General features: G+C 56.9%; 25 protein-coding genes. 11 read left to right on the forward strand and 14 right to left on the reverse strand.

What is annotated here, in order from left to right; all coding sequences use genetic code 11:
• Positions 1-5 precede the first annotated feature (5 nt).
• Positions 6-1,172, reverse strand: coding sequence for a type IV pilin N-terminal domain-containing protein (locus M0R30_RS02495; RefSeq protein WP_292542900.1), 1,167 nt, complete (start codon positions 1,170-1,172; stop codon positions 6-8).
• Positions 1,169-2,116: a hypothetical protein gene (locus M0R30_RS02500; RefSeq protein WP_292542903.1), complete on the reverse strand. Its 948-nt coding sequence runs from the start codon at positions 2,114-2,116 to the stop codon at positions 1,169-1,171. The genes M0R30_RS02495 and M0R30_RS02500 overlap by 4 nt, the downstream gene beginning before the upstream one ends.
• Positions 2,117-2,631: 515 nt before the next feature.
• Here M0R30_RS02500 and M0R30_RS02505 point away from each other — a divergent pair.
• From M0R30_RS02505 to M0R30_RS02515, 3 genes are all read left to right on the forward strand, one after another.
• Entirely contained in the window at positions 2,632-3,624 is a 993-nt protein-coding gene (locus tag M0R30_RS02505; RefSeq protein WP_292542906.1) for a radical SAM protein, read from the forward strand.
• Entirely contained in the window at positions 3,621-4,388 is a 768-nt protein-coding gene (uppS, locus tag M0R30_RS02510) for a polyprenyl diphosphate synthase (RefSeq protein WP_292542909.1), read from the forward strand. Before M0R30_RS02505 ends, uppS begins: the two co-directional genes overlap by 4 nt.
• Before the next feature lie 74 nt (positions 4,389-4,462).
• Positions 4,463-5,170, forward strand: a complete 708-nt coding sequence (locus M0R30_RS02515) for a hypothetical protein (protein WP_292542911.1) — start codon at positions 4,463-4,465, stop codon at positions 5,168-5,170.
• Between the two features lie 4 nt (positions 5,171-5,174).
• On the opposite strand, the gene M0R30_RS02520 is transcribed toward M0R30_RS02515, so the two are convergent.
• The 3 genes from M0R30_RS02520 to M0R30_RS02530 all read right to left on the reverse strand — a co-directional run bounded on the left by M0R30_RS02520 (position 5,175) and on the right by M0R30_RS02530 (position 8,588).
• On the reverse strand, positions 5,175-5,804 hold the full coding sequence (locus tag M0R30_RS02520) for an undecaprenyl diphosphate synthase family protein (RefSeq protein ID WP_292542913.1): 630 nt from the start codon (positions 5,802-5,804) through the stop codon (positions 5,175-5,177).
• Between the two features lie 88 nt (positions 5,805-5,892).
• Positions 5,893-7,875 carry a ferrous iron transport protein B gene (gene feoB / locus M0R30_RS02525; protein ID WP_292542916.1) on the reverse strand — a complete coding sequence of 661 codons (1,983 nt, stop codon included), beginning with the start codon at positions 7,873-7,875 and terminating at the stop codon, positions 5,893-5,895.
• On the reverse strand, positions 7,872-8,588 hold the full coding sequence (locus M0R30_RS02530) for a metal-dependent transcriptional regulator (protein ID WP_292542918.1): 717 nt from the start codon (positions 8,586-8,588) through the stop codon (positions 7,872-7,874). Before M0R30_RS02530 ends, feoB begins: the two co-directional genes overlap by 4 nt.
• Positions 8,589-8,791: 203 nt before the next feature.
• Between M0R30_RS02530 and M0R30_RS02535 the strand changes: the two genes are divergently transcribed.
• The 5 genes from M0R30_RS02535 (at position 8,792) to M0R30_RS02555 (ending at position 12,496) form a co-directional block, all read left to right on the forward strand.
• Positions 8,792-9,499, forward strand: a complete 708-nt coding sequence (locus M0R30_RS02535) for a hypothetical protein (RefSeq protein ID WP_292542920.1) — start codon at positions 8,792-8,794, stop codon at positions 9,497-9,499.
• A gap of 32 nt (positions 9,500-9,531) precedes the next feature.
• On the forward strand, positions 9,532-10,281 hold the full coding sequence (dph5, locus tag M0R30_RS02540) for a diphthine synthase (RefSeq protein ID WP_292542922.1): 750 nt from the start codon (positions 9,532-9,534) through the stop codon (positions 10,279-10,281).
• Positions 10,278-10,859: a DUF357 domain-containing protein gene (locus tag M0R30_RS02545; protein ID WP_292542924.1), complete on the forward strand. Its 582-nt coding sequence runs from the start codon at positions 10,278-10,280 to the stop codon at positions 10,857-10,859. Before dph5 ends, M0R30_RS02545 begins: the two co-directional genes overlap by 4 nt.
• Positions 10,860-10,965: 106 nt before the next feature.
• Entirely contained in the window at positions 10,966-11,997 is a 1,032-nt protein-coding gene (locus M0R30_RS02550) for a flippase-like domain-containing protein (protein WP_292542927.1), read from the forward strand.
• A 46-nt stretch (positions 11,998-12,043) separates the two neighbouring features.
• Positions 12,044-12,496 (forward strand): bifunctional nuclease family protein, encoded by a 453-nt coding sequence (locus M0R30_RS02555; protein ID WP_292542929.1) that lies wholly within the window; start codon positions 12,044-12,046, stop codon positions 12,494-12,496.
• Positions 12,497-12,503: 7 nt separating this feature from the next.
• On the opposite strand, the gene hisE is transcribed toward M0R30_RS02555, so the two are convergent.
• The 3 genes from hisE to M0R30_RS02570 all read right to left on the reverse strand — a co-directional run bounded on the left by hisE (position 12,504) and on the right by M0R30_RS02570 (position 14,150).
• Positions 12,504-12,806, reverse strand: a complete 303-nt coding sequence (hisE, locus tag M0R30_RS02560; protein WP_292542931.1) for a phosphoribosyl-ATP diphosphatase — start codon at positions 12,804-12,806, stop codon at positions 12,504-12,506.
• Entirely contained in the window at positions 12,806-13,246 is a 441-nt protein-coding gene (locus tag M0R30_RS02565; RefSeq protein ID WP_292542934.1) for a NusA-like transcription termination signal-binding factor, read from the reverse strand. Before M0R30_RS02565 ends, hisE begins: the two co-directional genes overlap by 1 nt.
• A gap of 166 nt (positions 13,247-13,412) precedes the next feature.
• A complete protein-coding gene (locus M0R30_RS02570; protein ID WP_292542937.1) occupies positions 13,413-14,150 on the reverse strand; it encodes an SIMPL domain-containing protein in 738 nt (245 codons plus the stop codon).
• A 139-nt stretch (positions 14,151-14,289) separates the two neighbouring features.
• On the opposite strand from M0R30_RS02570, the gene M0R30_RS02575 reads away from it, so the two are divergent.
• Genes M0R30_RS02575 through M0R30_RS02585 form a run of 3 tightly spaced genes read left to right on the forward strand, consistent with a single transcriptional unit; the run spans position 14,290 to position 17,207 of the window.
• Positions 14,290-15,540, forward strand: a complete 1,251-nt coding sequence (locus tag M0R30_RS02575; RefSeq protein WP_292542939.1) for a 3-isopropylmalate dehydratase large subunit — start codon at positions 14,290-14,292, stop codon at positions 15,538-15,540.
• A 3-nt stretch (positions 15,541-15,543) separates the two neighbouring features.
• The gene (locus tag M0R30_RS02580) at positions 15,544-16,098 is read left to right on the forward strand and encodes a 3-isopropylmalate dehydratase small subunit (RefSeq protein WP_292542940.1); all 555 of its coding nucleotides are present in this window, start codon (positions 15,544-15,546) and stop codon (positions 16,096-16,098) included.
• A complete protein-coding gene (locus M0R30_RS02585) occupies positions 16,086-17,207 on the forward strand; it encodes an isocitrate/isopropylmalate family dehydrogenase (protein ID WP_292542941.1) in 1,122 nt (373 codons plus the stop codon). The genes M0R30_RS02580 and M0R30_RS02585 overlap by 13 nt, the downstream gene beginning before the upstream one ends.
• A gap of 26 nt (positions 17,208-17,233) precedes the next feature.
• Here M0R30_RS02585 and M0R30_RS02590 read toward each other — a convergent pair whose 3' ends face one another.
• The 6 genes from M0R30_RS02590 to cfbC all read right to left on the reverse strand — a co-directional run bounded on the left by M0R30_RS02590 (position 17,234) and on the right by cfbC (position 22,582).
• Positions 17,234-17,863, reverse strand: a complete 630-nt coding sequence (locus M0R30_RS02590) for a TMEM175 family protein (RefSeq protein WP_292542942.1) — start codon at positions 17,861-17,863, stop codon at positions 17,234-17,236.
• An 85-nt stretch (positions 17,864-17,948) separates the two neighbouring features.
• Positions 17,949-18,887 (reverse strand): PAS domain-containing protein, encoded by a 939-nt coding sequence (locus tag M0R30_RS02595; protein ID WP_292542945.1) that lies wholly within the window; start codon positions 18,885-18,887, stop codon positions 17,949-17,951.
• 183 nt (positions 18,888-19,070) lie between these two features.
• Positions 19,071-19,481, reverse strand: a complete 411-nt coding sequence (locus tag M0R30_RS02600) for a hypothetical protein (RefSeq protein WP_292542947.1) — start codon at positions 19,479-19,481, stop codon at positions 19,071-19,073.
• 120 nt (positions 19,482-19,601) lie between these two features.
• On the reverse strand, positions 19,602-20,723 hold the full coding sequence (locus M0R30_RS02605) for a nitrogenase component 1 (protein WP_292542949.1): 1,122 nt from the start codon (positions 20,721-20,723) through the stop codon (positions 19,602-19,604).
• Positions 20,716-21,783, reverse strand: coding sequence for a nitrogenase component 1 (locus M0R30_RS02610; protein WP_292542951.1), 1,068 nt, complete (start codon positions 21,781-21,783; stop codon positions 20,716-20,718). The genes M0R30_RS02605 and M0R30_RS02610 overlap by 8 nt, the downstream gene beginning before the upstream one ends.
• Positions 21,770-22,582, reverse strand: coding sequence for a Ni-sirohydrochlorin a,c-diamide reductive cyclase ATP-dependent reductase subunit (gene cfbC, locus M0R30_RS02615; protein WP_292542953.1), 813 nt, complete (start codon positions 22,580-22,582; stop codon positions 21,770-21,772). The genes M0R30_RS02610 and cfbC overlap by 14 nt, the downstream gene beginning before the upstream one ends.
• Between the last annotated feature and the right edge of the window lie 97 nt (positions 22,583-22,679).

Genomic DNA, 22,679 nt, shown 5'->3' on the forward strand with positions numbered 1-22,679 from the left:
TGCGATCACCAGGTCACGCTCTGTGCATTGCCCATGAAATAGACACTGTTCGAGTTCGGATCGTATTCCAGAACGAATAATCCGACACCGACAGGCCTGATGTTCTGGACGACAACGGTATTGGAGCTTACTCCATCAATTATTATTGTCCCATTGATAACGAGTCCCGTATAGTAGCCCCCCTGGGTGGTCCGCAGGGTCAGCGTTGATCCTACATCGTTATAGCCGGTGATCCAGGTATGATATAATCTCGTGGAAGAAGTATTTGACCAGAGTCCGGTACTCTTATGTCTCCAGTACACATCCACACTATTGGAATCCGGGGCCGTAAATTCCCAGATCTGGTTACCGATCCCGAAGATCTTCCATGTCCCGGGATTGCTGTTTCTCTGTGTGATGAGAAGAGTATCGCCAATTCCAAGATTTTGGGGGGTTGTAGTATCATACGCGATGGTTGATCCTGAACCGGTGATATTGAGCAGGAGATAGGTGTTTTGATCGATAGTTGCCTTCCCATCGCGGTAGAAATTTATCGAGTTTGCCCCCACAACATTCGCAATCACCGGTCCGACTGTTGACGGGGACTGGTTCATCGCAGCGCCGATCACGGATACATTGCTCAGGACCGCGCCCAGTACCTCCTGGGGGTCCGAACCATTGATACAGACAATGGGGGCTGACGTAGTTCTGACAATAATATCCGGGGCAACATTCCCGGAAGGTACTGAAACGTTGGCCGATGCAGAGCCAATCACCGAAGAGCCCGTTCCCGTCTGGTTGTAGACAAGGTAAATACGCTGCGGGGCCTCCCCGGACGAGAGGGGGACTAACAGGTTCTTTCCGAGCGACCACTGGTTCCCGCCGCCCGCAACCGAATACGACTTTATATTCCCGTCGACATAGACCGAGAAACTGCCGGCCGTGAGGGTGTCACCGCCATTGTGCGTGAGGTAGAGGGTCGGGGGAACATGGTTGTCGGTGCCGACCATGAAGTTGACATTCGGGACCTTCACGGGGGTGGACTGCGAGAAGAGGGCTACCGCGACAACCGCCACTGCGGCTACGACGAGGCCGACCAGCAGGATCGCCCCTATCACTTCGGAGACCCCGTCAGCGCCACCATATCCGGGATGTACCCGTATCTTCGGGACTGCGATTTTCCGGGATGTCATGATATTCCCGAGGCGATATTGTTGAGGGTCACAACGTAATCGACCGTCTGCAGGGTCAGGTAGACGTCAGGGTTTGAAGGGGATGTGTAAGGCCCGTTAATCAGCATGAACGCCTTCCCCCGTTTGGTCACGGGGTCCTCGACAACTTTGAACGAATACCATGAACTATCGGTGATGTTGCCCCGGATCCGTGTCTCATTCAGCACGCCCATCCACGTCAATGCCGTCGGTTTATCGGCAACATCGACCGAGATGTTCACCCACGTGTTTGCCTGGAGGGTTGCAATCCGTGTCGGGGTCCGCACCTGGGAATCGACACGGACGGGGCCCTTGCCGCCGATCGAACTCCCACCCAGCACCCGGATCGGGACAAGGTTCACGGCAGCCACATCGACCGTTCCGTTGTTTGCCTTCGCAAGGGTAAATGAGGGAGAGATACGGCACACCGAGCCGTTATCCTGCGAGAGGAATATCCCGCCGGTCTGGTAATAGTACCGCTGCTGGATCCAGTAATTGTTCATGGACTGGTATTCCAGGGTGCTCAGGTTGACCACCGTTGCCGTTGTTGCGGTACTGCTGTTGATGGTCAGTGTATCCCCGCCATCCCTGACGGCAAGGGTAGCCGAAGAGGCGATGGGATTGAGCATTGGTAAAAAGAGACCTCCTGCCTGTGAGTTCCCCCCACCCGTACCGAGATTGAAGGTGGTGGAGAGCGTGACGCCGGACTGGTTGTTTATCCAAAGGGAATCAAGGCTCATCTTGTAATCCGTGAACCGGTCCTTGACGGCATTCATCTGGGTGATCTCCCCTTCCCGTCCGTTTACCGGGACAACATAGATCGCCCAGACAGAAAACGCGGCAACGACCAGACCAAGAAGCAGTACAAACCCGATCACTTCAGACAGGGCACAATCCCCGTTCTGCCCCGTAGCACCGTCTCTCATAACCTAATAACCCGTGTATGGTTATACCATAAAGGTTTTTAGTAACCGGTATATCGTGAAAGCCAGAAGAGGGAAAATCAGTGCGCAGGAAAAGACACGGACACCATACGTACCGGCTTTTCCGGGCTGCGGGGGTCGGGCGGTGTACTTCCGCATGGCAGGAGTGTGCACGGCATTTCTGAAATTACCCGACTGCTTCGAGGAAAATTCCCCCAAAATCCGCATTCCCAAAAGGCACAGGATTGGTCCGGAAAACACGATGTACACCGTCCGACCCCCGCACACCTCCATCGCGATTCCGTAAAAAACCTGCCATTTTCCTGTCGTAAAGATGTGCCGGGAAGGGGTCCTGCCCGGTGCGGGGGTCAGGCGGTGTACTTCCGGACGTGAGAAACGTCCCGGTATTTCCCAACATTGCATGGCTGGCAGAAGAAGAGTTTTGAATCACACGCACCAAATAGTATGATCGCTTTTCACAACCGGACCCTTCCGGTCAGCAAACAGGTGCACATACAATGACACTCTCCAAAGGCTGCGTGCTCTGCAACCAGGGCGCAAAGATGGTGCTCTTTGTTACGGGACGCTGCCACCGCTCCTGCTGGTACTGCCCCCTTTCATCGGAGCGAAAGGGGACGGACACGGTCTATGCCAACGAAGTGCCCGTCGATGTCCCGTCCCAGATCATCGAGGTGGCGGAGATGATGAGCGCACTCGGGACCGGTGTCACGGGCGGCGAGCCCCTCCTCGTCCTCGACAAAGTGACAGAATACTGCCGGAGGCTCAAGGACCATTTCGGCAACGACCACCAGATCCATCTCTACACTGCAAAAGCACCGGATGAGAACGAACTGGAGCAGATAAAGGGGCTCGTGGACGAGATCCGGTTCCACCCGCCGCGTGAGAGTTGGGACACGATCCTTGATACGGACTATATCCGGTCCGCAAAGAGGGCAAAGGAGATGGGCTTTGACATTGGGATCGAAGTGCCGGCACTGCCGGGTCTTGAACTGCTCATCCCGGCACTCCCGCACCTTGACTTTCTCAACATCAACGAGCTCGAATGGGGCGAGACCAACGCGTACCAGATGCGGGAGCGGGGCTACGAACTCGCCGATGAACTGCACAATGCGATTGACGGCGCAAAAGGGTGGGCTGAGGAATTGTGCCGGCACGACAAGGTGCACTGGTGCTCCTCGGGCTTCAAGGACTCCGTCCAGCTCCGTGAGCGGCTGAAGCGGATCGCCCGGAACACCGCCCGGCCATTCGACGAGATTACGGATGACGGCACCATCGTGTACGGCATCCTCGAACCTGTACAGGAACAAAAAGAGGCGGTCGCCCGGTTCTGCGGAGAGAGACTGGAACCGGACAGTTTCGAAGAGCACGGCGACCGTATCGAGATGGCCTGGTGGTTCCTCGAGAAGTATGCCGATGAACTGCAGGGAAAAAAGTACGTGATCGAGCGCTACCCGCACGGCGGGATGGTCGTGGAGATGACCCCGTTATGAACCTGCGTAACCTCATCGAACCGTTCTACGAGGGGCACCTCAAACGGCAGTGCAGGCATATCCCCAACCACATCGCGATCATCATGGACGGCAACCGCCGGTATGCGAAGATGCTCGGCCTCGACACTGCCGATGGCCACCGCGCCGGTGCCGACAAGACGGAGCAGGTGCTGGACTGGGCGCAGGAACTGGGCATCCGCCATATCACGCTCTATTCGTTCTCGACCGAGAACTTCTCCCGTAAGGATGATGAGGTGGGGTATCTCTTTTCCGTGTTCAAGGAGAAGTTCATCGGCGTGCTCACCGATGAACGGGTCAACCGGTACAGGATCCGCGTCCAGATGGTCGGGGACCCCTCAATGCTCCCGGAAGACCTCCGTCAGGCGGTCTGTGATGCGGAGGAAGCGACAAAAGACCACACCGGTTTCCACCTCAATATTGCACTCGCCTATGGCGGGAGGAACGAGATCGTCCTTGCCGCACGGCAGATCCTTGAGGAAGTCCAAAAGACCGGCACCGATCCGGAGAAGATCGATGTCCGCATGGTCGAGGAGCACCTCCACCAGGGAAAGGGCATCCCTCCTGTCGACCTGATCATCCGGCCCGGCAATGAATGCCGCACCTCGAACTTCCTGCCGTGGCTTGCCAACGGGCATGAATCGGCCGTCTATTTCTGCGCCCCGTACTGGCCACTCTTCCGGAAGATCGATCTCCTGCGTGCCATCCGCACCTATGACCAGAGGATGGCCACGAAGACCGTGTAAATTCCCTTTTGTGCACCCGGTGCCCGATCGCGTACTATATTTCTCTTGAACAACAGATCAACCACTGACCGTTTATGACGATAAGGAAGGGACAGGGTGAGAAATGGCGCCAGACCACCGTGGTCCTGAGGGCGGACATTCTCACAAAAGCGCAATCAGCCGGTATTGATATCAATGACCTATGCAACCGTGCGCTTGCGGATGCCACCGGGATACACTATGTCGTCCCGCAAAAACCTGATGCCGGATTTCCTGCGGCACCCGTCATCATCGCCCGCGACGGGGCTCACGCGGGAGGGGGGGCCATCCCCCCGACGGTCTTACCTGATGGCATCCACCCGGTCATAAACGCCGATGACCCCCGGGCGGCCACAACGGTAAAAGAGGTGCCAAGGTTACCGGTACAAAAAGTGCCTGTGGCGTTACCCGGCAGAATTTCCTCACCGGAAAAACCACGGGAGAAAGCGCCAGCGGTGCCGGATGTCTCCGTTCCTGTTTCACGCAGGGAGAAGACCGGAAAACCGGAGACAGGGCCAAAGAAGAAGGCGAAGGGCACCCCGATAAAAAAATTCATGGCAGATTGCGTTGTCCGTGAGGATACCGAAAACTGCCACGTGACAAAAGATCTCCTGTACCAGGCCTTCACCCGGTGGTGCCGGGAACACCGGATCACTCCGGTCCCCGACCGGAGGGCCGTCACGGTTACCCTCAAGAACCAGTTCGCCATGACAGAGAAGACGATCGGGGGAGAGCCCTCTTGGACGAACCTCCGCTTAAAATAGGGCGTTATTTCCCGAAACGCCGGATCCGCGCCTGGTAATCGCGCAGTACCCGCAGGAAATCGACTTTCCGGAAGAGCGGCCAGTTCACATCGGAGAAGAAGAGTTCCGAGTAGACCGACTGCCAGATCAGGAAGTCGGTGAGGTGGTCCCCCCCGCTCTTGATTACCATGTCCGGCGTGTACTGGAAGGTCAGGCAGGACTCGATCAGTTTCTCGTCAACGGCATTGGGGTCAACGTGGTCGCGTGCCATCTTCCGGATGCACGCGGTGATCTCTTCCCTCCCGCTTTTTCCGATCGCGACAATCACTTCCATTCCCTTACCGGAGACCTCTTCGTGGTCCCCGACATGCAGGCTGAGCCGGGCGATCGTGCTGATCTTCCGGATCGCCGGGAGGAACTGTTCGAGATCCTTTGGCGCCGTGGTCGCGATATGGAACATGAGGCCGTGGATGCCGGAGAGCGGGGGAGACCGTTGCCCCGAGACGTACGCATTGATCGTGTTGCACCAGGATGTGACCCGATAGAGCGAGTCCGGTGCGTCTGCAAGGTCCTGTCCGCTGATCATGAAACAGACCTGCGCAGGGAGTTCCGCAATCTGCCGCCTGAGCAGATGCGCATAGAGCCAGTAGATCATTCTTCACCCATTATTGACGGTTTAAGGTAAATATCCTTGAGGGTATGACGGGCCTCCCCCGACCAGTTCATGGTACCGCCATGTCCGGTCACATGAATGGACTGAGCACCCGGAATACAATAGCCCCGAGCACGATGGCAAGGCCGGTCTCCAGTGCCGAGATGGCGAGCGCCTTCTTCCAGCCGAACTCCTTTGCAAGGGCAAGGATGGTGGAGAGGCAGGGGACATACAGCATCGTCACGAGCGCAAAGACGATCAGCTGCACGGGGGTAAGGACCGTTGAGAAGACGGTGGTGCCGAAGAGTGCCGCGAGGGCGAGGATCGTCATCTCTTTGCGGATGATGCCAAAGACGAACACCACGCCGGTCATGACCGGGAGGCCGAGAAGGAGCACGGTAATCGGGGAGAGGGCGGTATTGATGGGTTCAAGGAATCCCATGGCGTACGCGGCGGTGATCACAATACTGCCGACAAGGTACGAGGGGAGCACGATCCCGATGAGCGAGCGGGTCCGTTGCCAGGTCTGCCCGATCACGCCCGGGATATGCGGGACATGGTAGTCCGGCATCTCCATGATCATGCCAACGGATTCTCCGGGCAGGAGCCGGAATGCGAGCCGCCCGAGGATGACGATCAGGACAAAGTCGAGGAGGTAGAGCGCGAGCGCCCACCAGATGTTCACGAATGCTGCAACAACGCCAAGGATCACGATTGTCCGGGCCGAGCAGGGCACAAGCGTGACAAGGAAGGCGGCAAGGAACTTCTGCTTGGGGGACTCGATAATCCGGCACGAGAGGCAGGCCGGGACCGTACAGCCGAACCCGAGGACGAGAGGGATGATCGCCTTGCCGTGCAGCCCCATCTTGTGCATGCCCCGGTCGAGCATTAAGGAGAAGCGGGTGAGAAAGCCCGAGTCCTCGATAAGAGCGAGGATGAGGTAGAACGGGATCACATATGGGATGATGAGCGTGAGAGCGGCAACGAGGCCGGTCCAGGCACCGTTAAAGACAATATCCGCAGCTGTGCCCTTGATCAAGGGATTGAGGGGGGCGATACCGGAGAGGAATGCCGTGAGGATCTCTGATATCCATGCACCGATAATGAATGTCCAGACCAGCAGTCCCCCGATCATGAGTGCAAGGAGGATATACCCCAGCACCGGGTGGAGTGCGATGCGGTCGATACGTTCCGTGAGCGAGATATCGTTGTCTCCAGGAGGGCGGATGGTCATCACTTCGGCAACCAGCTGTTCAGAAGCATGGTATCGTTCGGCGCTCATAACGGTGGCCGCAGGTTCCCCGTGGATCTTCTCCAGTTCCCTGCCGAACTCACCGGCAGCAGCAACGGCATCGGGCGCCAGTTTCCGTGCTTCCCAGACCGCGTCGGAATCGCCTTCAAGCAGCTTGATCGCCGTCCAGCGGGAGGGGTAACCTCCCGCACCACCGGGGAGCAGGTCCACGATCCGGGAGATCCGGTCTTCGACTTCCTTCCCGTAGGTGATGAGACGGGGGTGCGGGCGCGACCGTACCGCCCTGATAATCGCGTCGGAGAGCTCGGCAATCCCTTTCCCCTGGATCGCCACGGTAGGGATGACGGGTATCCCAAGCAGATCCGAGAGCCGGGGGAAATCGAGGACAATGCCTTTCTGTGCAGCCAGGTCCATCTGGTTCACGGCAAGGATGAGCGGGCTCTCCAGTTCCATGAGCTGGAGCGTGAAGAAGAGGTTCCGTTCAAGTGCGGAGGCATCGACCACGTTCACGACAACGTCAGGGTGGTCGTGGGCAATGAACTCGCGGGAGATCTGCTCTTCGGTCGAGAGGGCCGTGATCGAGTAGATGCCCGGGAGGTCGATAACCCGGATCCGCTGGCCACGGTGCTGGAGGAGGCCCTCCGCCCGTTCAACGGTCTTGCCCGGCCAGTTGCCAATCTCCTGGTCAACACCGGTGAGCTGGTTGAACGTGGCGCTCTTGCCAACGTTTGCATTGCCGGCAAGGGCAACAACGTATTCATCTTTTTTGGGAGACGGGAGTGAGTGTGTGCTGCACCGGTCACAGTCAGGGCACCCGCTCATCCGTGCTTCTCCCCGCAGGAATGTACAAAGATATGGTCGGCGATCGCGTGATCGATTGCAAGCCGGGTCCTGCGGACAGCGATCTCCACCGGCCCGAGCAGGGGGGCCTTGCGCACCAGCTGGATCTCGGTCTGTAAGGTGAGACCGAGGTCGGTCAGGCGCTGTATGACACTGTTGTCACCCCGGATAAACGCGATGGTGCCCTTCTGGCCGGGGCCAAGGGAGGTGACCGGTATGAGGGGTTCATCACGGCTGCAGGAAGCGGCCGGTTCCGGTTCATCAAGGCATGCAGAACAGCTCTCCACGTCACGGTCACAGGCTTCGATCAGGCTGCCATGGGGGCAGCGTGCCGGGGCCTTGAGCAGCTTACAGAGGGCGCATTCCGTCTCATCGGAGAGCGTGTGTTCCATCTTGCAGGCTTCATCGTGCACATTCTCCTCGCTGATATGGAGGACATCGGTCAGAAAGACCTCGAGGAGACGGTGGCGGCGCTTGACCTTCCGCGCCATTTCAAGGCCCTGATCCGTCAGGGTCGCACCCCGGTACGGTTCATAGTTCACGTACCCTTTTTCCGAGAGCACCTGGAGTGCTTCGGTGACACTGGCCGGGGAGACCTTAAGGCATTTTGCGATCGCCGAGGTCTTGGCTACCCCATGCTTCTCCTCGATATCGAGAATATTCTCTAAATACTCTTCCAGCTGCTCTGAAGCCATTATCCTATATTTAGGTCACCCTAAATTAATAAATTTTGGGCTCCCTAAATATCCGGGAGGGGCGGGAGACTGTGCAGTATAAGAAAAATCAACAGAACGCCCCGTATTCGGCCGTAACAGGGAAAAAAAGTGCCGGTGCGGCATTTCCTGCCAGACCAGACAGGAGAGATTATAAGTATTCTGGCGAAATTATCAAGCGATAGATGTATACGTATAAGTCAGGGATTGCGCAGATCGACGATATATCCGGGGGGTTTGATGCAGGCACCAACATCCTCATCCTTGCCCCGCCGATGAGTCAGGCCGATCAACTGGCATATGCACTGACAAGACCGCTTACGGGAGAATACGCAATCGTCCTCTCAACGAACGAACGGGCCGCAGAAGTAGTTGATGCCTTCAAAGCCGCCGGTGCCGACAAGCGGTTCATCGGGGTCATCGATGCGATCACCAAGAGTTCAACACCGAGTATCATCGACACACCCCGACTGATGTTCGTATCGAGCCCCACCGATCTTACCGGTATCGGGATAAAATTTTCCAATATGATCGAGACCATCTTCGAAGGTAACTTCTCCGAAGGCGAAGCCGGGCTCTTTCCGCCGCCCATACGCTTCTCGGTGAACTCCATCTCCACCCTCCTGATGTACCGCAGGCTCGAGGTCCTTTACCAGTTCCTGCACGTCCTTACTGCAAAACTGAAGAAGATCGAAGGTGTTGGCATCTACCTTCTCAACAGCGAGTCATTCGATGACAAGACGCTATCCCTGATCAAACAACTGATGCAGTGTGTGATCGAGGTCAAGGTTGAACAGAACATCAATTACATGCGGATTCGCGGGCTCCACGGGGTCAGCGGAGACTGGATGAAATTCACCATCTCAAAAGGACAGGTGGCCATCCTTCCATGATGCCGGTGTGGAACTAACAGGTGCCGGGGACCATGCTGACGTTTATCGGGCTCGGGCTCTTTGATAAAACAGATGTCTCGGAGAAGGGGCTCCGTCTCATCTGGTCTGCGGACCGGGTCTTCCTTGAGTGTTACACCTCGCGTCTCGGGGGCACGACCCGTGAGGAACTCGAAACGTTCTACGGGAAACAGGTCACCCCCCTCTTCCGGGACGATGTTGAGCAGCACCCGGATGAACTGCTTAAGGAGGCCCAAGAGAAGGATGTTGTCTTCCTCTGCGCCGGGGACCCCATGGTCTCGACCACCCATGCGGACCTCCGGATGCGGGCCGCTGCCCGGGGCATCAGGACGGCGATCGTGCATGCCGCATCCATATCGAGTGCTGTCTGCGGCCTTTCCGGCCTCCAGAATTACCGGTTCGGAAAGTCCTGCTCGCTCCCGTTCCCGCAGAAAAACTGGTTTCCGACAACACCGCTCGACGTCATCCTCCAGAACCTTTCACTCCGCCTCCATACCCTCGTCTTCCTCGACATCCAGGAAGAGCGGTACATGACGGTACCTGAAGCAGTCGGCCTCCTGGAACAGATGGCTGCAGAACGGAAGGCAGGGATCCCGCTCTATGTCGGGATCGCACGGGCAGGGTCTCCTGAACCCGTGGTCCGGGCCGGAACGGCTGATGCGATCCGGGCCGTGGATTTCGGCCCGCCGCTCCACATCCTCGTGATCCCGGCGGAACTGCACGATATGGAACGCGAATACCTGGAGGTATTTGCCGGCCTATGAACCTCCACGAGTGCCAGGCCCTGCTTGCGGGATCTCTCGCTGGCACGCGGTGCAATGCCCTGGAGGGGTCCCCCCTCTGGCACACCGGGCAATCTGTGCTCAGGATGGCATCCGCGTACGAGAGTGATGGCAGGACGTTCATGACCGGGGAGGATCCGGTCAACGCAATGGCCGCATTCCTGTATGGCCTTGGGTGGCTGCACTGCGGGATCGCATCCGGTCTCCTTGTCCGCCAGGAGGCCCGGAACATATGCCCGTTTACCGGGACGTTTGAACGAGTACCGGTTGATCAGAGCGCCAAGCTTGACGAGAAAACAGGAAGGTATGCACACCTGCTGACCACCGCCATCGACTCGGTTTCCACGGCCCCGTACCGTGGCACACCCGCACATGCATTTGCCGTGCAGGTCACTTTCATCGCCGGGGTTTACCTGGCCCGGGGGAACCGGGTGGCGTCCGACGGGAGTCTTGAGGAGGCACTGGCCTGCTTCAGTTACGGTCACGGGTGGATCGATGCCGGGGTCCAGGCCGGGCTCTTCTCTATCCATGCACACCATGAGATCTTCACGGTCGATTAAGGCAGGGAACACCCCGGAATTTACTGAATAAAAAGGTATATACTATGCCCCATAACCTGTTAAGATAACAGCCGCTGCCATAAAAGACAGCCGGAGAGTATGTGCAATGGACAAATCACAGGTTAAATGGCTCTACATTTCCGTTGGTTTCTCCCTTGCCGTCCTCATTGTCATCCTCGCACTCACCATCAACGAGAACACCGTTATCTACCTGCAGGAGATCAACCCCTGGTTCCTCCTCCTCGCCTTCCTTACCCACCTGCTGACCATGTGTTTCTGGGCAATGCGGGTTAAGATGATGTCCGGTTCACTTTCTTATCGCATCGGGTTCTGGTACAGCCTGAACCTCGTCTTTGCCAACCTGCTTGCTTCCGCCATTACACCGGCACAGGCGGGGGGTGAGCCGGTCAGGATCCACGAACTTTACAAGGCAAAAGTTCCCCTCGGCGATGCGACTGCAATCGTGATCATGGAGCGGGTGCTCGACGGCATTGCCCTTGCAGGACTTGCGGCGTTTTCCATGATCGTCCTGACCGACCAGTGGACGCAGCTCGGGACGGTCTCCGAGATCATGGTCGTGGTCACCTGGATCTTTGTTGCAGGGTGCCTCTTCCTCTTCTACCTTGCCATCCGTCGCCCCGACGTCGTAAAACGGGTGGTGAACCGCTGCACGGTCTGGCTGACAAAGACATGGGAGAACAGCCGGGTCGAGGCACTCCTGAGCCGTGCGGACAAGGAGATCGACAACTTCCAGGGTGCGACGCTCCGGTTTGTCCATACTGCCAAGGGGGGCCTTGCCTGGGGGATGCTCTTCACGCTTCTCTACTGGGTCTCCGAGATCCTCACGGCATCCCTTATCCTTGTCGGGCTCGGGCAGCCCCCCCTGATTCTTGAATCGTTTGTGATCCAGCTCATCCTTGCGATCCTGATGATGATCCCGCTTACCCCGGGCAGTTCGGGCATTGCCGAAGTCGGGGCCACCTCCATGTACGCCCTGTTCTTACCGGCCGGGGTCGTGGGGATCTTTGTTGTCCTCTGGCGCATCGTCCTCTATTACTTCAATATCGCGCTCGGTATCCTTTCCAGCATCATCATCGTGCGCCGGGAAGCCAGGAACTGTGAGGACGAGAAGGCCTGACCACCTGAATGCTTATCAACGATAACGGCAATCACTGTGCACAGGCATGACACAGGTCAGGTGCGAGGTCAAAGGCGTCTTTATGGCCACGAGCGACGCGGCCACCGTCCCCCTTGTGATACTCTCGGACAGCAACGGCCGCCTCCTGCCGATATTCATCGGCATCTGGGAAGCCGTCTCCATCAACAGTGCCCGGAACAGGGAGGTGCTCCCCCGTCCGTTCACCCACGACCTTTTCCTCGACCTGTGCGGGAAGTTCTCGATCACCCTGCGGTCCCTGCAGGTTGACAGTATTGAAGACGGGATCTATTACGCCCAGCTCGTCTTTGTCAACAACAAGCACGAGGAGTATCTTGACTGCCGCCCGAGCGATGGCATTGCGTTGGCACTCAGGGGGGATGTCCCGATCTTTGTCGAAGAGAGCGTGCTTGCAACATCCGCACAGAAGACCGAGGACCTGCCGCAGATCGTCGATCTTACGTCTTTCCTTCAGAAGTAAAACAGGATTATTTCCTGCGGTGTTCCAGCTCTGCCATCACGTCGGACAGGTCCACACCCGCTGCCCGGAGGGCGACAAGCATGTGGAAGAGGAGGTCCGCCGCTTCACTCGCGGTACGCTCGGGAACCCTGTTCTTCACCGCAAGGATGAACTCGGTCGACTCCTCGCCCACTTTCTCCAGCACCTTGTCGATCCCCTTCTCGTCGTTCAGCAGGCGGGTCGTGTAGGACCCTTCCTTCGGGTTATCGGCACGGTCGCAGATCACGGCCCAGAGCTCGGCAATGATCGTTGGATCGGCTGTTGGTTTCATCAGGCCTCCTTCTCCAGCAGTACTTCTCCGACTTCGAGACCGTAAAACCTTCTGCAGAGTATGCGCGCCTTTTCGATATTGCACCCGGCCTTTCCGATGGCAATTCCAAGGTCGCTCCTCTGCCGGACAAGCACGTTCACCGGCCCGTCCTCTACGGTCCGCTCAACACCGGTGACCTCGGCGGGTTTGAAGATATTGGCAATGAATGCATCCGGTGTATCGGCAAATTCAACCATCTCGATCCGTTTGCCAAGCACGTTCTGGAGCCTCCGGATGTTCTCGCCCTTCTTCCCGATCGCGAGCCCCATATCCCCCAGCCGGATCACATAGATCACCCGGTCAAAACGTTCGTCGATCACGCAGTCAAGCGCCGTTGACTTGGTGAGAATCCGCAGCTCTTCAATATACCTTCGCTCCTTAAAGCCGATATTGCGCTCCATGGTAAAATCAATCCTATTGTATCCGCTGATTCTGGATATTCGAAATTTGATATCTGGATGGACCCAGGAAAACCCGGTCCCGTTACAGTGAATTTATGAAATGATCACACTGCTATTTTAAAAAAGTTGTGAAGAGAGTACGGGAACAATAAAAAAAAGGGTAAGATTAGTTGTAGGTATAGGTGACCGATACCTGTGCAGTCACGGTGATATCACCGGACTGGATGGGGGTAGCGACAGCGGATTTGGCTCCCATTGCGGAGTCTGCCTGGTAGTTTGAATACGCTACCGGCATGTAGCCCTGGTAGATGTTGACGTTCCCCGTGCCGGTGATGTTGACACCCATTGCTCCGGCCACGGCCTCTGCATCAGCACGGGCATTTGCCACTGCCTTTTTCAAGGCCTCGCTGCGGAGCGCAAGGGACTGCGCATCGGAAAGCATGAACTGGATGGAGTCTGCCTGGTTGACACCATTTGCGACAGCGATATCGATTACTTCCCCGGTCCTGCTCACATCATGGAGCGTGACAGTCAGGGTGTTGGTTACCCGGTACGCCTTGACCTTGGGGTTCAGGATGCCGCTGGAGTAATCCTCGTACACCGTGTAGATGTTATATCCGGTGGTTTTAAGAGCGTCCCTGGGTATGCCAGCCGCAACAAGGGCATCGATCACCTTGGTCATCCTGGCGGCGTTGTCTGCCTGTGCAACCTTCACATCAGCGTTCTCGGTCTGGACGGAGAACGTGACCTGGGCACGGTCAGGTGTGCCGATCACGTTGCCGCTGCCGGAGGCCTGGATCACTTTATCCGTCATCGAATCAGCCGATGCAGCGGAGACGCTGCCAACAGTTGCTATCATGAAGATAGCAGCAAGGGCCAGAAGGATTGGAAGTCTTCTTATCATGATACAATGGTTTGGCCTGAAACGGGGTTAAATCTTACTTTGACTGCGAATCCGGTCGCAGTTATCGGAAGTGGTGCAGGTGGAGTGGTGCACGAGAAAATACAAGACACCCGGAAGACAATAGTAGAGACGATCGAGCATGACAGCGACAATCGTAGAGAAGATCTTCTCACGGAAGTGTGGCAGCGATATACGGGCAGGCGAAGTGGTCATGGCCCCTCTTGACGGGGCGATGATCCATGACATCACCGGCCCGCTTGCCATCCAGAAGTTCTACGAGATGGGCGGAAAGAAGGTCTTTGACCCGAAGCGTATCATCATGCTCTTTGACCACCAGATCCCTGCGGACTCCATTGAGGCTGCAAACAACCATATCTACATGCGGAAGTTTGCCGCGGAGCAGGATATCCATAACTACGATATCAACGAGGGTGTCTGTCACCAGGTCACTATTGAAAAAGGGCGTGCAGCACCGGGCGAGATCGTGGTGGGTGCGGATTCCCACACCTGCATGTACGGCGCAACCGGGGCATTTGCTACCGGTATCGGGTCGACCGACATGGGGTTTGCCTTAAAGTTTGGCGCCCTCTACTTCAAGGTGCCCGAAACAATCCGTGCTGATGTGTCCGGCAGGTTCCCAAAAAGGGTTGGGGCAAAAGACCTGATCCTCTCGATTGCGGCGGATATCGGCGCCGATGGCGCGACCTACAAGGCGATCGAATTTACCGGAAAGACCGTCAGGAAACTGGACATGCCGGGCAGAATGACGCTGTGCAACATGGCGATCGAAATGGGTGGGAAAGCAGGCATTGTCGCACCGGACAAGATCACATGGGAGTACATGAAGGGCAGGCGGAAGATGAAACCCTTCGAGCTTGACAGCGACGAGGGCGCGAAGTTTGCCGGGAAACGTTCCTACGATGTCTCGGACCTTGAACCCCAGGTGGCTGTTCCGCACAACGTCGACACCGGAGTCCCGGTCAGTAAGGTGGCGGGAACACATGTCGACCAGGTCTTCATAGGTTCCTGCACGAACGGACGTTTCGAGGATTTGAAAGAAGCAGCTGAAGTGCTGGGCAAGAATAAGTTCAACCCGAAGATCCGGGTCCTCATCATCCCGGCATCCCGGGACGAGTACCTGAAAACCTTAAAAGCCGGGCTCATCGAAAAGTTCGTGAAGGCAGGCGCACTCGTCGAGGCGCCCTGCTGCGGGCCATGCATGGGCGGGTCATTCGGCCTCATCGCCCCCGGCGAGGTCTCACTCTCGACCTCGAACCGGAACTTCAAGGGCCGTCAGGGCAGCACAGACGGCAAGGTCTACCTCTGCTCCCCGGCAACGGCAGCGGCAAGCGCAATCACGGGCGAGATCACCGACCCGAGGGAGGTGTGAACAATGGCTGCAAAGAAAACGGTGCCGGTCAAGAAAGTAGTTCTTGAAAAAAGCCCTGGATTAGCAACCGGGCGGGTCTGGAAGTTTGGCGATAATATCGATACCGATGCCATCATCCCGGGCCGGTTCCTCACCATCAACAACCCGGACGAGCTTGCGAAGCACGCCTTCGAGGGGACGCGGGACGAGTTTGCGAAGAAGGTGCAGGAAGGCGATGTCATTGTCGGAGGCCGGAACTTCGGTTGCGGTTCCTCACGCGAACATGCCCCGCTCGCCCTGATGGGTGCCGGCGTGAAAGTGGTAGTGGCAGGCTCGTTTGCCCGTATCTTCTTCCGTAACTCGATCAACGTGGGAGTGCTTCCGGTGGTCTGCCCGGATGCGGACAAGATCGCCGATGGCGTAAAAATTACCCTGAAACTCAAGGAAGGATTCCTTGAAGCAGACGGGAAGAAGTATGCAATCGAGCCGGTGCCGGTGTTCATGCAGGGCATCATCGATGCCGGAGGGCTCGTGGAATATGCGAAGTCACTAAAGGAGGTTCCGGCATGTACAAGATAGCGTCAATCGGTGGCGACGGGATCGGCCCGGAGATCGTGGCCGAGGGAAAGAAGGTACTCGAGGCAGCGGGAGAGAAGTATAACTTCGATATCCAGTGGACGGACTTTGATATCGGGGCTGACCGCTACCTTGCAACGAAGAACCTGGTCACCGAGGATGATTTAAAGGAACTTAAAAAGTTCAAGGCAATTTATTTCGGCGCGATTGGCGATGAGCGGGTAAAGCCCAGCGTGCTGGAAAAAGGGATCCTCCTTGCCCTCCGTTTCCACTTCGACCAGTACGTGAACCTCCGGCCCATCAAGCTCCTCAAAGGCGTCGAGACCCCGCTTGCCGGGAAAGGCCCAAAGGATATTGACTTCATAGTCGTCAGGGAGAATACTGAAGACTTCTATGTCGGTATCGGATCCAGGTTTAAGAAGCACCAGAAGATCGAGCTCGATGTAGTCCGTGACCTCTACAATGTGAAATTCGGGCTGGACGTGGAGAGCGATGCCGAAGAGATCGCGTACCAGATCGGCGTCATCACCCGCGAAGGTTCCCGCAGGGTCCAGACCTATGCCTTCGACATGGCAATGCAGCGGAAGAAGAAACTCACATCGGTTGACAAGGCAAATGTACTCTCTGATGTGTACGGCCTCTGGCGGGACGTCTTTTTGGACACCGCAAAGAAATACCCTGATGTCACTACCGAGTTCAACTTCGTTGACGCCATCACCATGTGGTTTGTCAAGAACCCTGAGTGGTTCGATGTCGTGGTCACGCCCAACATGTTCGGGGACATCATCACCGACCTCGGCGCCATGATCCAGGGCGGGCTCGGCCTTGCCCCGGGGGGCAATATCAACCCGAAAGGCACCTCGATGTTCGAACCGATCCACGGCTCCGCCCCGAAGTATAAGGGTATGGGCGTGGCAAACCCCATCGCCACCATCTGGGCCGGATCGCTCCTGCTCGACCACATCGGGGAACACGAGGCTGCGGATGCAGTTGTCCGGGCCATCGAGAGGAGCATCAAAGACGGCGTTGTAACAAAGGACCTTGGCGGAAAGGCCGTCAGCACATCAAAGGCCGGCTCATATATCGCCGACTGCGTGAAGAAAGGAAAATAATTCTTTTTTATCCCGTTTCCCGGTCGTTACCGGATAATACGTTCCACGCTGAAAAAGACAACGGGGAGCGTCATGTAGATCGCCGTACTCCAGGTGCTGCCTGCAAGTGCGAGAAGGATCCCGGCAAGAGATACCGCAGGGACGACAAGGTTCCGGGAACTGATTTTCCTGATATATGCCGGTTTCAGCGTGGGTTCAGTGAGCCGGTGATCGCCCGTTGCGTACCACCACTGGGCGGACAGTCCTATACCGATTGCCAGGAGGTTTGCCTCAAACACCATGGCACCGACCGGCACATTGGAAAAATCACCGGAGAACGAGGTTGAAAACGGGAGCAGGGCAACAAACATGAGGGTCACAAGATTGATCCAGGTGAAGACGGTATCAAGGGTCTTTACCGAGTGGAACTGCATATGCTGGCTGAGCCAGAATGCCCCGAGGATCAGGAACGCAAGAACATAGTGAAGGAAATCGGAATGGAGGGCAAGGAGCGTCTGTAGTGCATAGGCATTTGATGAGACCAGGGTTGTCTTATCCGGCAGGTCCAGGCCGATGACAAGGAGTGTCATCGCAAACGCAAAGATGCCGTCGGAAAGCGCTTCCAGCCTGCCTTTCGTGAGATGGGATTCGTTACTCCTCTCCGTTTCTTCAGTCATGTTATCCTTCTCCGTAACTGGATTCTCCCGATCATCCTGCTCGTGTCCTTATCCGGCCCCGTATCGTCCCGGCAGGCCGGGATCGTTATTTTACGTTTTCCGACGCCACCGATGATTCATACTGATCGTCATCCCCGTTCAGGGACTTCGATATGATGGACCGGAAATACCCAAAGGGCCCCTTTGCCTGCCGTCCGCCGACACGTGCCCGGTATTCACTGACCGTCTGGTCGCCGGAAACATCCGTGATGAGGAATTCTGCCTCGGCCTGGCCTTCCTCGACAGCCATCCTGTCGGTGACATCCGTCATCGACCCGACAATCGCGATGGTCTTCCCGTTCTTCACTACCGGCACCTCGTTCACTTCCACCCAGCACTTCTTGCCGCCGCGGGCTGCCATTTCCAGGCGGTAGGGGGGCTCTCTCTTACCGGAGGCAACCGCCCGGATCGTCCGTTCAAGGCCGGATGCATTCAGGGGATGATCGGTGAGGTAATCGGTCCAGGTCCGTTTCCCTTCTCCCGGACGGCAGCCGAGCAGGGTGCGGATCCTCGGGCTGACAAAGACCATTACGTGTTCTGTCGTATGGGAGTAATACATCGGGGCACCGCTTTCAAGGACGAGCATCAGTTCCTGGTCGCGCTTCCGTATCGCTTTCTGCTCGTTCTTGATCGGCGTGATGTCCCTGCCGGTTGCGACAACAGAAACGACCTTTTTGTCATCCTCAAGAACGGACTTCGCCGACCAGCTGATGCAGCGCATCCCTTTATTTGTCTGCAGCCACTGTTCGACAACACAGGCATACGGGGGGCGGAACAGTTTGGTCATCTGCGTAGCGATGACATCAGCGTAACGTTCATCGGTCACCGGCATAAAGATGCTGCCGGACAATTCTTCCCGGGTTTTACCGATAATCTCGCAATAGGCCTTGTTGACGAAAAGGAGACGGCCTTCAAGGTTAAACCTGACGATAAGATCCTGCTGGTTCTCCACAAGATCCCGGTATTCCATATCCGAGGTATCCATTTCTGACCGCCATTACCAGTGCCGGTTCACTCCTGTAGTATGATAGTATAAGGGGGAGTGTGCTCTGCTTATGATCATCTGTTTTGGAACTATTAATGTTGCACGATACTGACGAAAAAAGAGGGATCGGGACCTGCCTTGTGAGGGGAGGGGCAGGTGAGGGAAAGTGCAATAGCCACGGGTTCAGACAGCCGCACTGATCGTCTGCTGGCCTTCTGCTGCCCTGCGGAACCTGGCTGCAGGGGTCTCCGGTATCTTTACAATCGCAACGGAACGCTCCTTTCCGTAGATCACGGCACGGAGCAGGGAGAGGGAGAGGGTGAAATTCCCGGCCTCGAACAGGTCGATATTCAGGGCTTTTCCTGACGCAGAGACATGGGCAAGGCCCCGGGTCAGGCCGAGGTACTCATTCCAGTTACGGGTGAGTTCCTCGACCTGCACGTACATACGTCCCGAGACCGCTTTCACGAGATCGGATTTCCGGATCGCATACCGGTTGCCGAGAATATGCAGTTCAACAATATCATGCAATACGCCCTCGCCGTCAAGGGCCTGTGCCCTTGTCTGCTGGAGATATCCTGCTTTTTCCATCATACACGACCACCTTCTGTCGTATACTGGCGTTGCCGCAGAGAGTATATAATCCCGGGGCGTGGGCGGGGTGAAAGTGATAGACCCGCAGGTATGGGAGTAATTACTGGCAGAATGACCGTATCAGGGCCGTTTGTCGATACAAGCGTTCAGGACATGTTCTACAAAGGAGAGCGTGCCATTGATGCCGGCAAGCGGTGTCGGGTAGAGCCGGACCTGACCACGCAGGGGAGGGATGAGACCCACAAACGCAGCATTGCCAGCTACCGAACGTTCAAACGATGAGCCCACAACCAGATCGGGGTTGTGGGTATGGATGAGATCCTGTACCTTCGAAAGACTCGTTGCTTCGATCATAGGGACGGGAGAATCCCCCGCCACATTACGGGTACCGATACAACAGATCTCGGCATCCAGATAGCGCGTGAGGGTCTCTGCAGCAAACCGGGCATAGGAACTACCGGCAAAGATTGCGGTGGACGGCGGATCGTACCGGTGCAGGAATTTGTCACACGCCTGTACAACCCGCTCCTCCTGTGCATCCAGTTCCGTAAAGACCGGCCTGCAATCCGATCCTTCTATTACCTCATCGATTCGTGTGAACGAAGAGCGGATCTGGTCAAACCCCAGCATTCCCCCGAGGGATTGCCCGACACCGGAAGAGAAATCCTCATTGGTCCCAAGGGTATATGCCGCCGCATGATGCACGCGTTCGAGCCGGTCCTTTGAGAAGATGGTTCCTACCGGGACAGAAGCCATTGCACAGAGTCGTTGTGTCTCCAGTACATTCCCGCAATAAAACGGGTCGAACCGGCAGACGCCATCGATGTTCACACCGGACGTTGCAGGATCCACTGAAGGGGCAAGCATCGCAAGAGCCTTTCTGTACCCGGTCTCGATATCACCGGAAAACCCCGGGCTGTCCACGAGCAGGACATCGTGCTCCTCAAGCATGGACCGGATATCCTCTCCAAGAATGGCAGGAACACAGGTGGTGATCACGGCTATTCTCTTTCCGCTGCCGGAGAGGTTGCCAATCACTTCCCGGAGCCGGTCCTCCGATCCGAAGATGATCTCCTTTTCGAGGATGAACGTTCCCTCTAACGGGGCATGAAGCAGTGTGGTGGGATAATAATAGCACCCGCTGGACCCATGGATCACAACCGTAATACCGTCAAACCCGGCGAGACAGGAAGCCGCACCGGTCATGGCACAGGGCCAGAGCGGATTGTCACACTCAGGCATGGATCGCCCGCCTCCAGCGGTGGAGCATCCGCCGCGTCCCGGCAGTCCCGATTGCGGACCCGACCGGAAGGCTGATACCATTCCCATCAGAACTGACAGGAAGACGCAGTCTCGCGGCCAGTTCTCCGGCAGCCTGGATCTCCTCCACACGATCCAGAACCGCGGCCAGTTCCTCGGTAGCCGGGATCTCCTTAACACAAGGCAGGGTGTGGTCAAGTGAGACCGGCTTGTTCGAAAGGTCAGAAAAGCCGGCAATCATCTCTTCCTGCCGCACGCATTCCCCGGAAACGGCCTCCTGCCCGTCAATACCGCAGGCACCGGCAACTGTCCTGATAAACGAGAGCGTGCCGGAAAGCCCATGGGGGAACGATGGGATATAGGGGGTGCCGAACTGTTCCTTCAGCACCTCTCCGACCGGCACAAGCGAAGGGCTCCGGAGAATATTGAGCCGGGCCGCCCCAAGCAGGGAGAGCTGGCTGAATGTGGTATCGTGGACAAAATGCAGGTTCACATTCAGCCCAAGCAGGGAAAGCAGGCGGGAGATCTCCGCAGAGTTCTCACGGACTTCATATTCAAGGTTCATCTCCCCAATGAGATTGATCCCTCCGGTCGCGGGGCATGGCTCTGCTATGCCCGCAAGGGCAATGAGGGCATTATTCATCCCGTCCTGAAATGACCCCCCGAGAAAACCCGCGGTTGGGATGGGAATAACCGGAACACCGTATTCTTCCGCACAAATCCAACAGGTATCATCTCCGATGGTGTCCACGATACAGGTAGAGAGCACAAAAATGGCACTGACATCCCGTCCCGCTGCATGACGGATGGTTGAACGGAGTGCCTCTTCCCCGCCGAAAATAATCTCGCTCTCCCCGAGGGCTGTTGAGATCAGGGACGGCATGACCATCCGATCGTCATCCAGGCAGATCGCATGCAGCAAAGATGCGTTATGATGACTACACCCTTTGGGGCCGTGCACAACCGTGACCGTGTCGCGGATATGGGAGGTCACCGATATGGCCCCGGTAAGGGTACAGCCTCCGAGCCTAGAAGAATTCACGGGCAAGGGATTCAAGCTCATCGATCTCAAGGGGGGTGGGGATGGTCAGCCGGGTATTTTCCATGATGCGCTCTGCAAGGGAGCGGTAGTGGTCCGCCTGGACCGAGTCCGGGCGGTATTCGATCACGGTCTGCCGGTTCACCTCGGCTTCCTGCACGATATGGTCGCGGGGGATATACTTCACCATGGCACTGTTCACCCGGCGGGCGAACTCGGTCACCAGTTCTTCTTCACGCGGCTGGCCTTTTGCATTGCAGATCACACCGGCAAGCCGGCACTTGCTCTTCACCCGGGACGAGAGCCGCTGGACAGCCTTGCAGATATTGTTGGCTGCGTACAGGGACATCAGTTCCCCGGACGTGACAAGGTAGATCTCCTGTGCATAGCCTTCCCGCATAGGCATTGCAAACCCGCCGCAGACCACGTCCCCGAGCACATCGTAGACAATGACGTCGCCTTCAAGGGCCCCGAACTTTTCGAGCAGCTGGAAGGTAGCGATGATACCGCGTCCCGCACAGCCGACACCGGGCTCGGGCCCTCCCGCTTCCACGCAGCGGACACCGTTGTAACCGGTAAAGACTACATCAGAGAGTGAGACTCCCTCATTGCCACGTTCCCGTACAAGATCCATGACGGTCGGGATGAACCGGCCCTGCATCAGCATCCGGGTGCTGTCCCGCTTGGGGTCGCAGCCGATCTGCATGACCGAGATTCCCCTGCCGGAGAGTGCGGCCGAGAGGTTGGCCGAAGTGGTGGACTTCCCGATCCCGCCTTTCCCGTACAGGGCGATCTGCTTCATTGTCGTACTATGGGGCGGCAATTTATATTAGACCTCCTGATGTTAACAAAAGTACACTTGCGTTGGACCGGCATATCACGGCAGGACAATGAACGGA

The sequence above is a fragment of the Methanoregula sp. genome, assembly GCF_023227875.1.
In the GTDB taxonomy this organism is placed as follows: domain Archaea; phylum Halobacteriota; class Methanomicrobia; order Methanomicrobiales; family Methanospirillaceae; genus Methanoregula.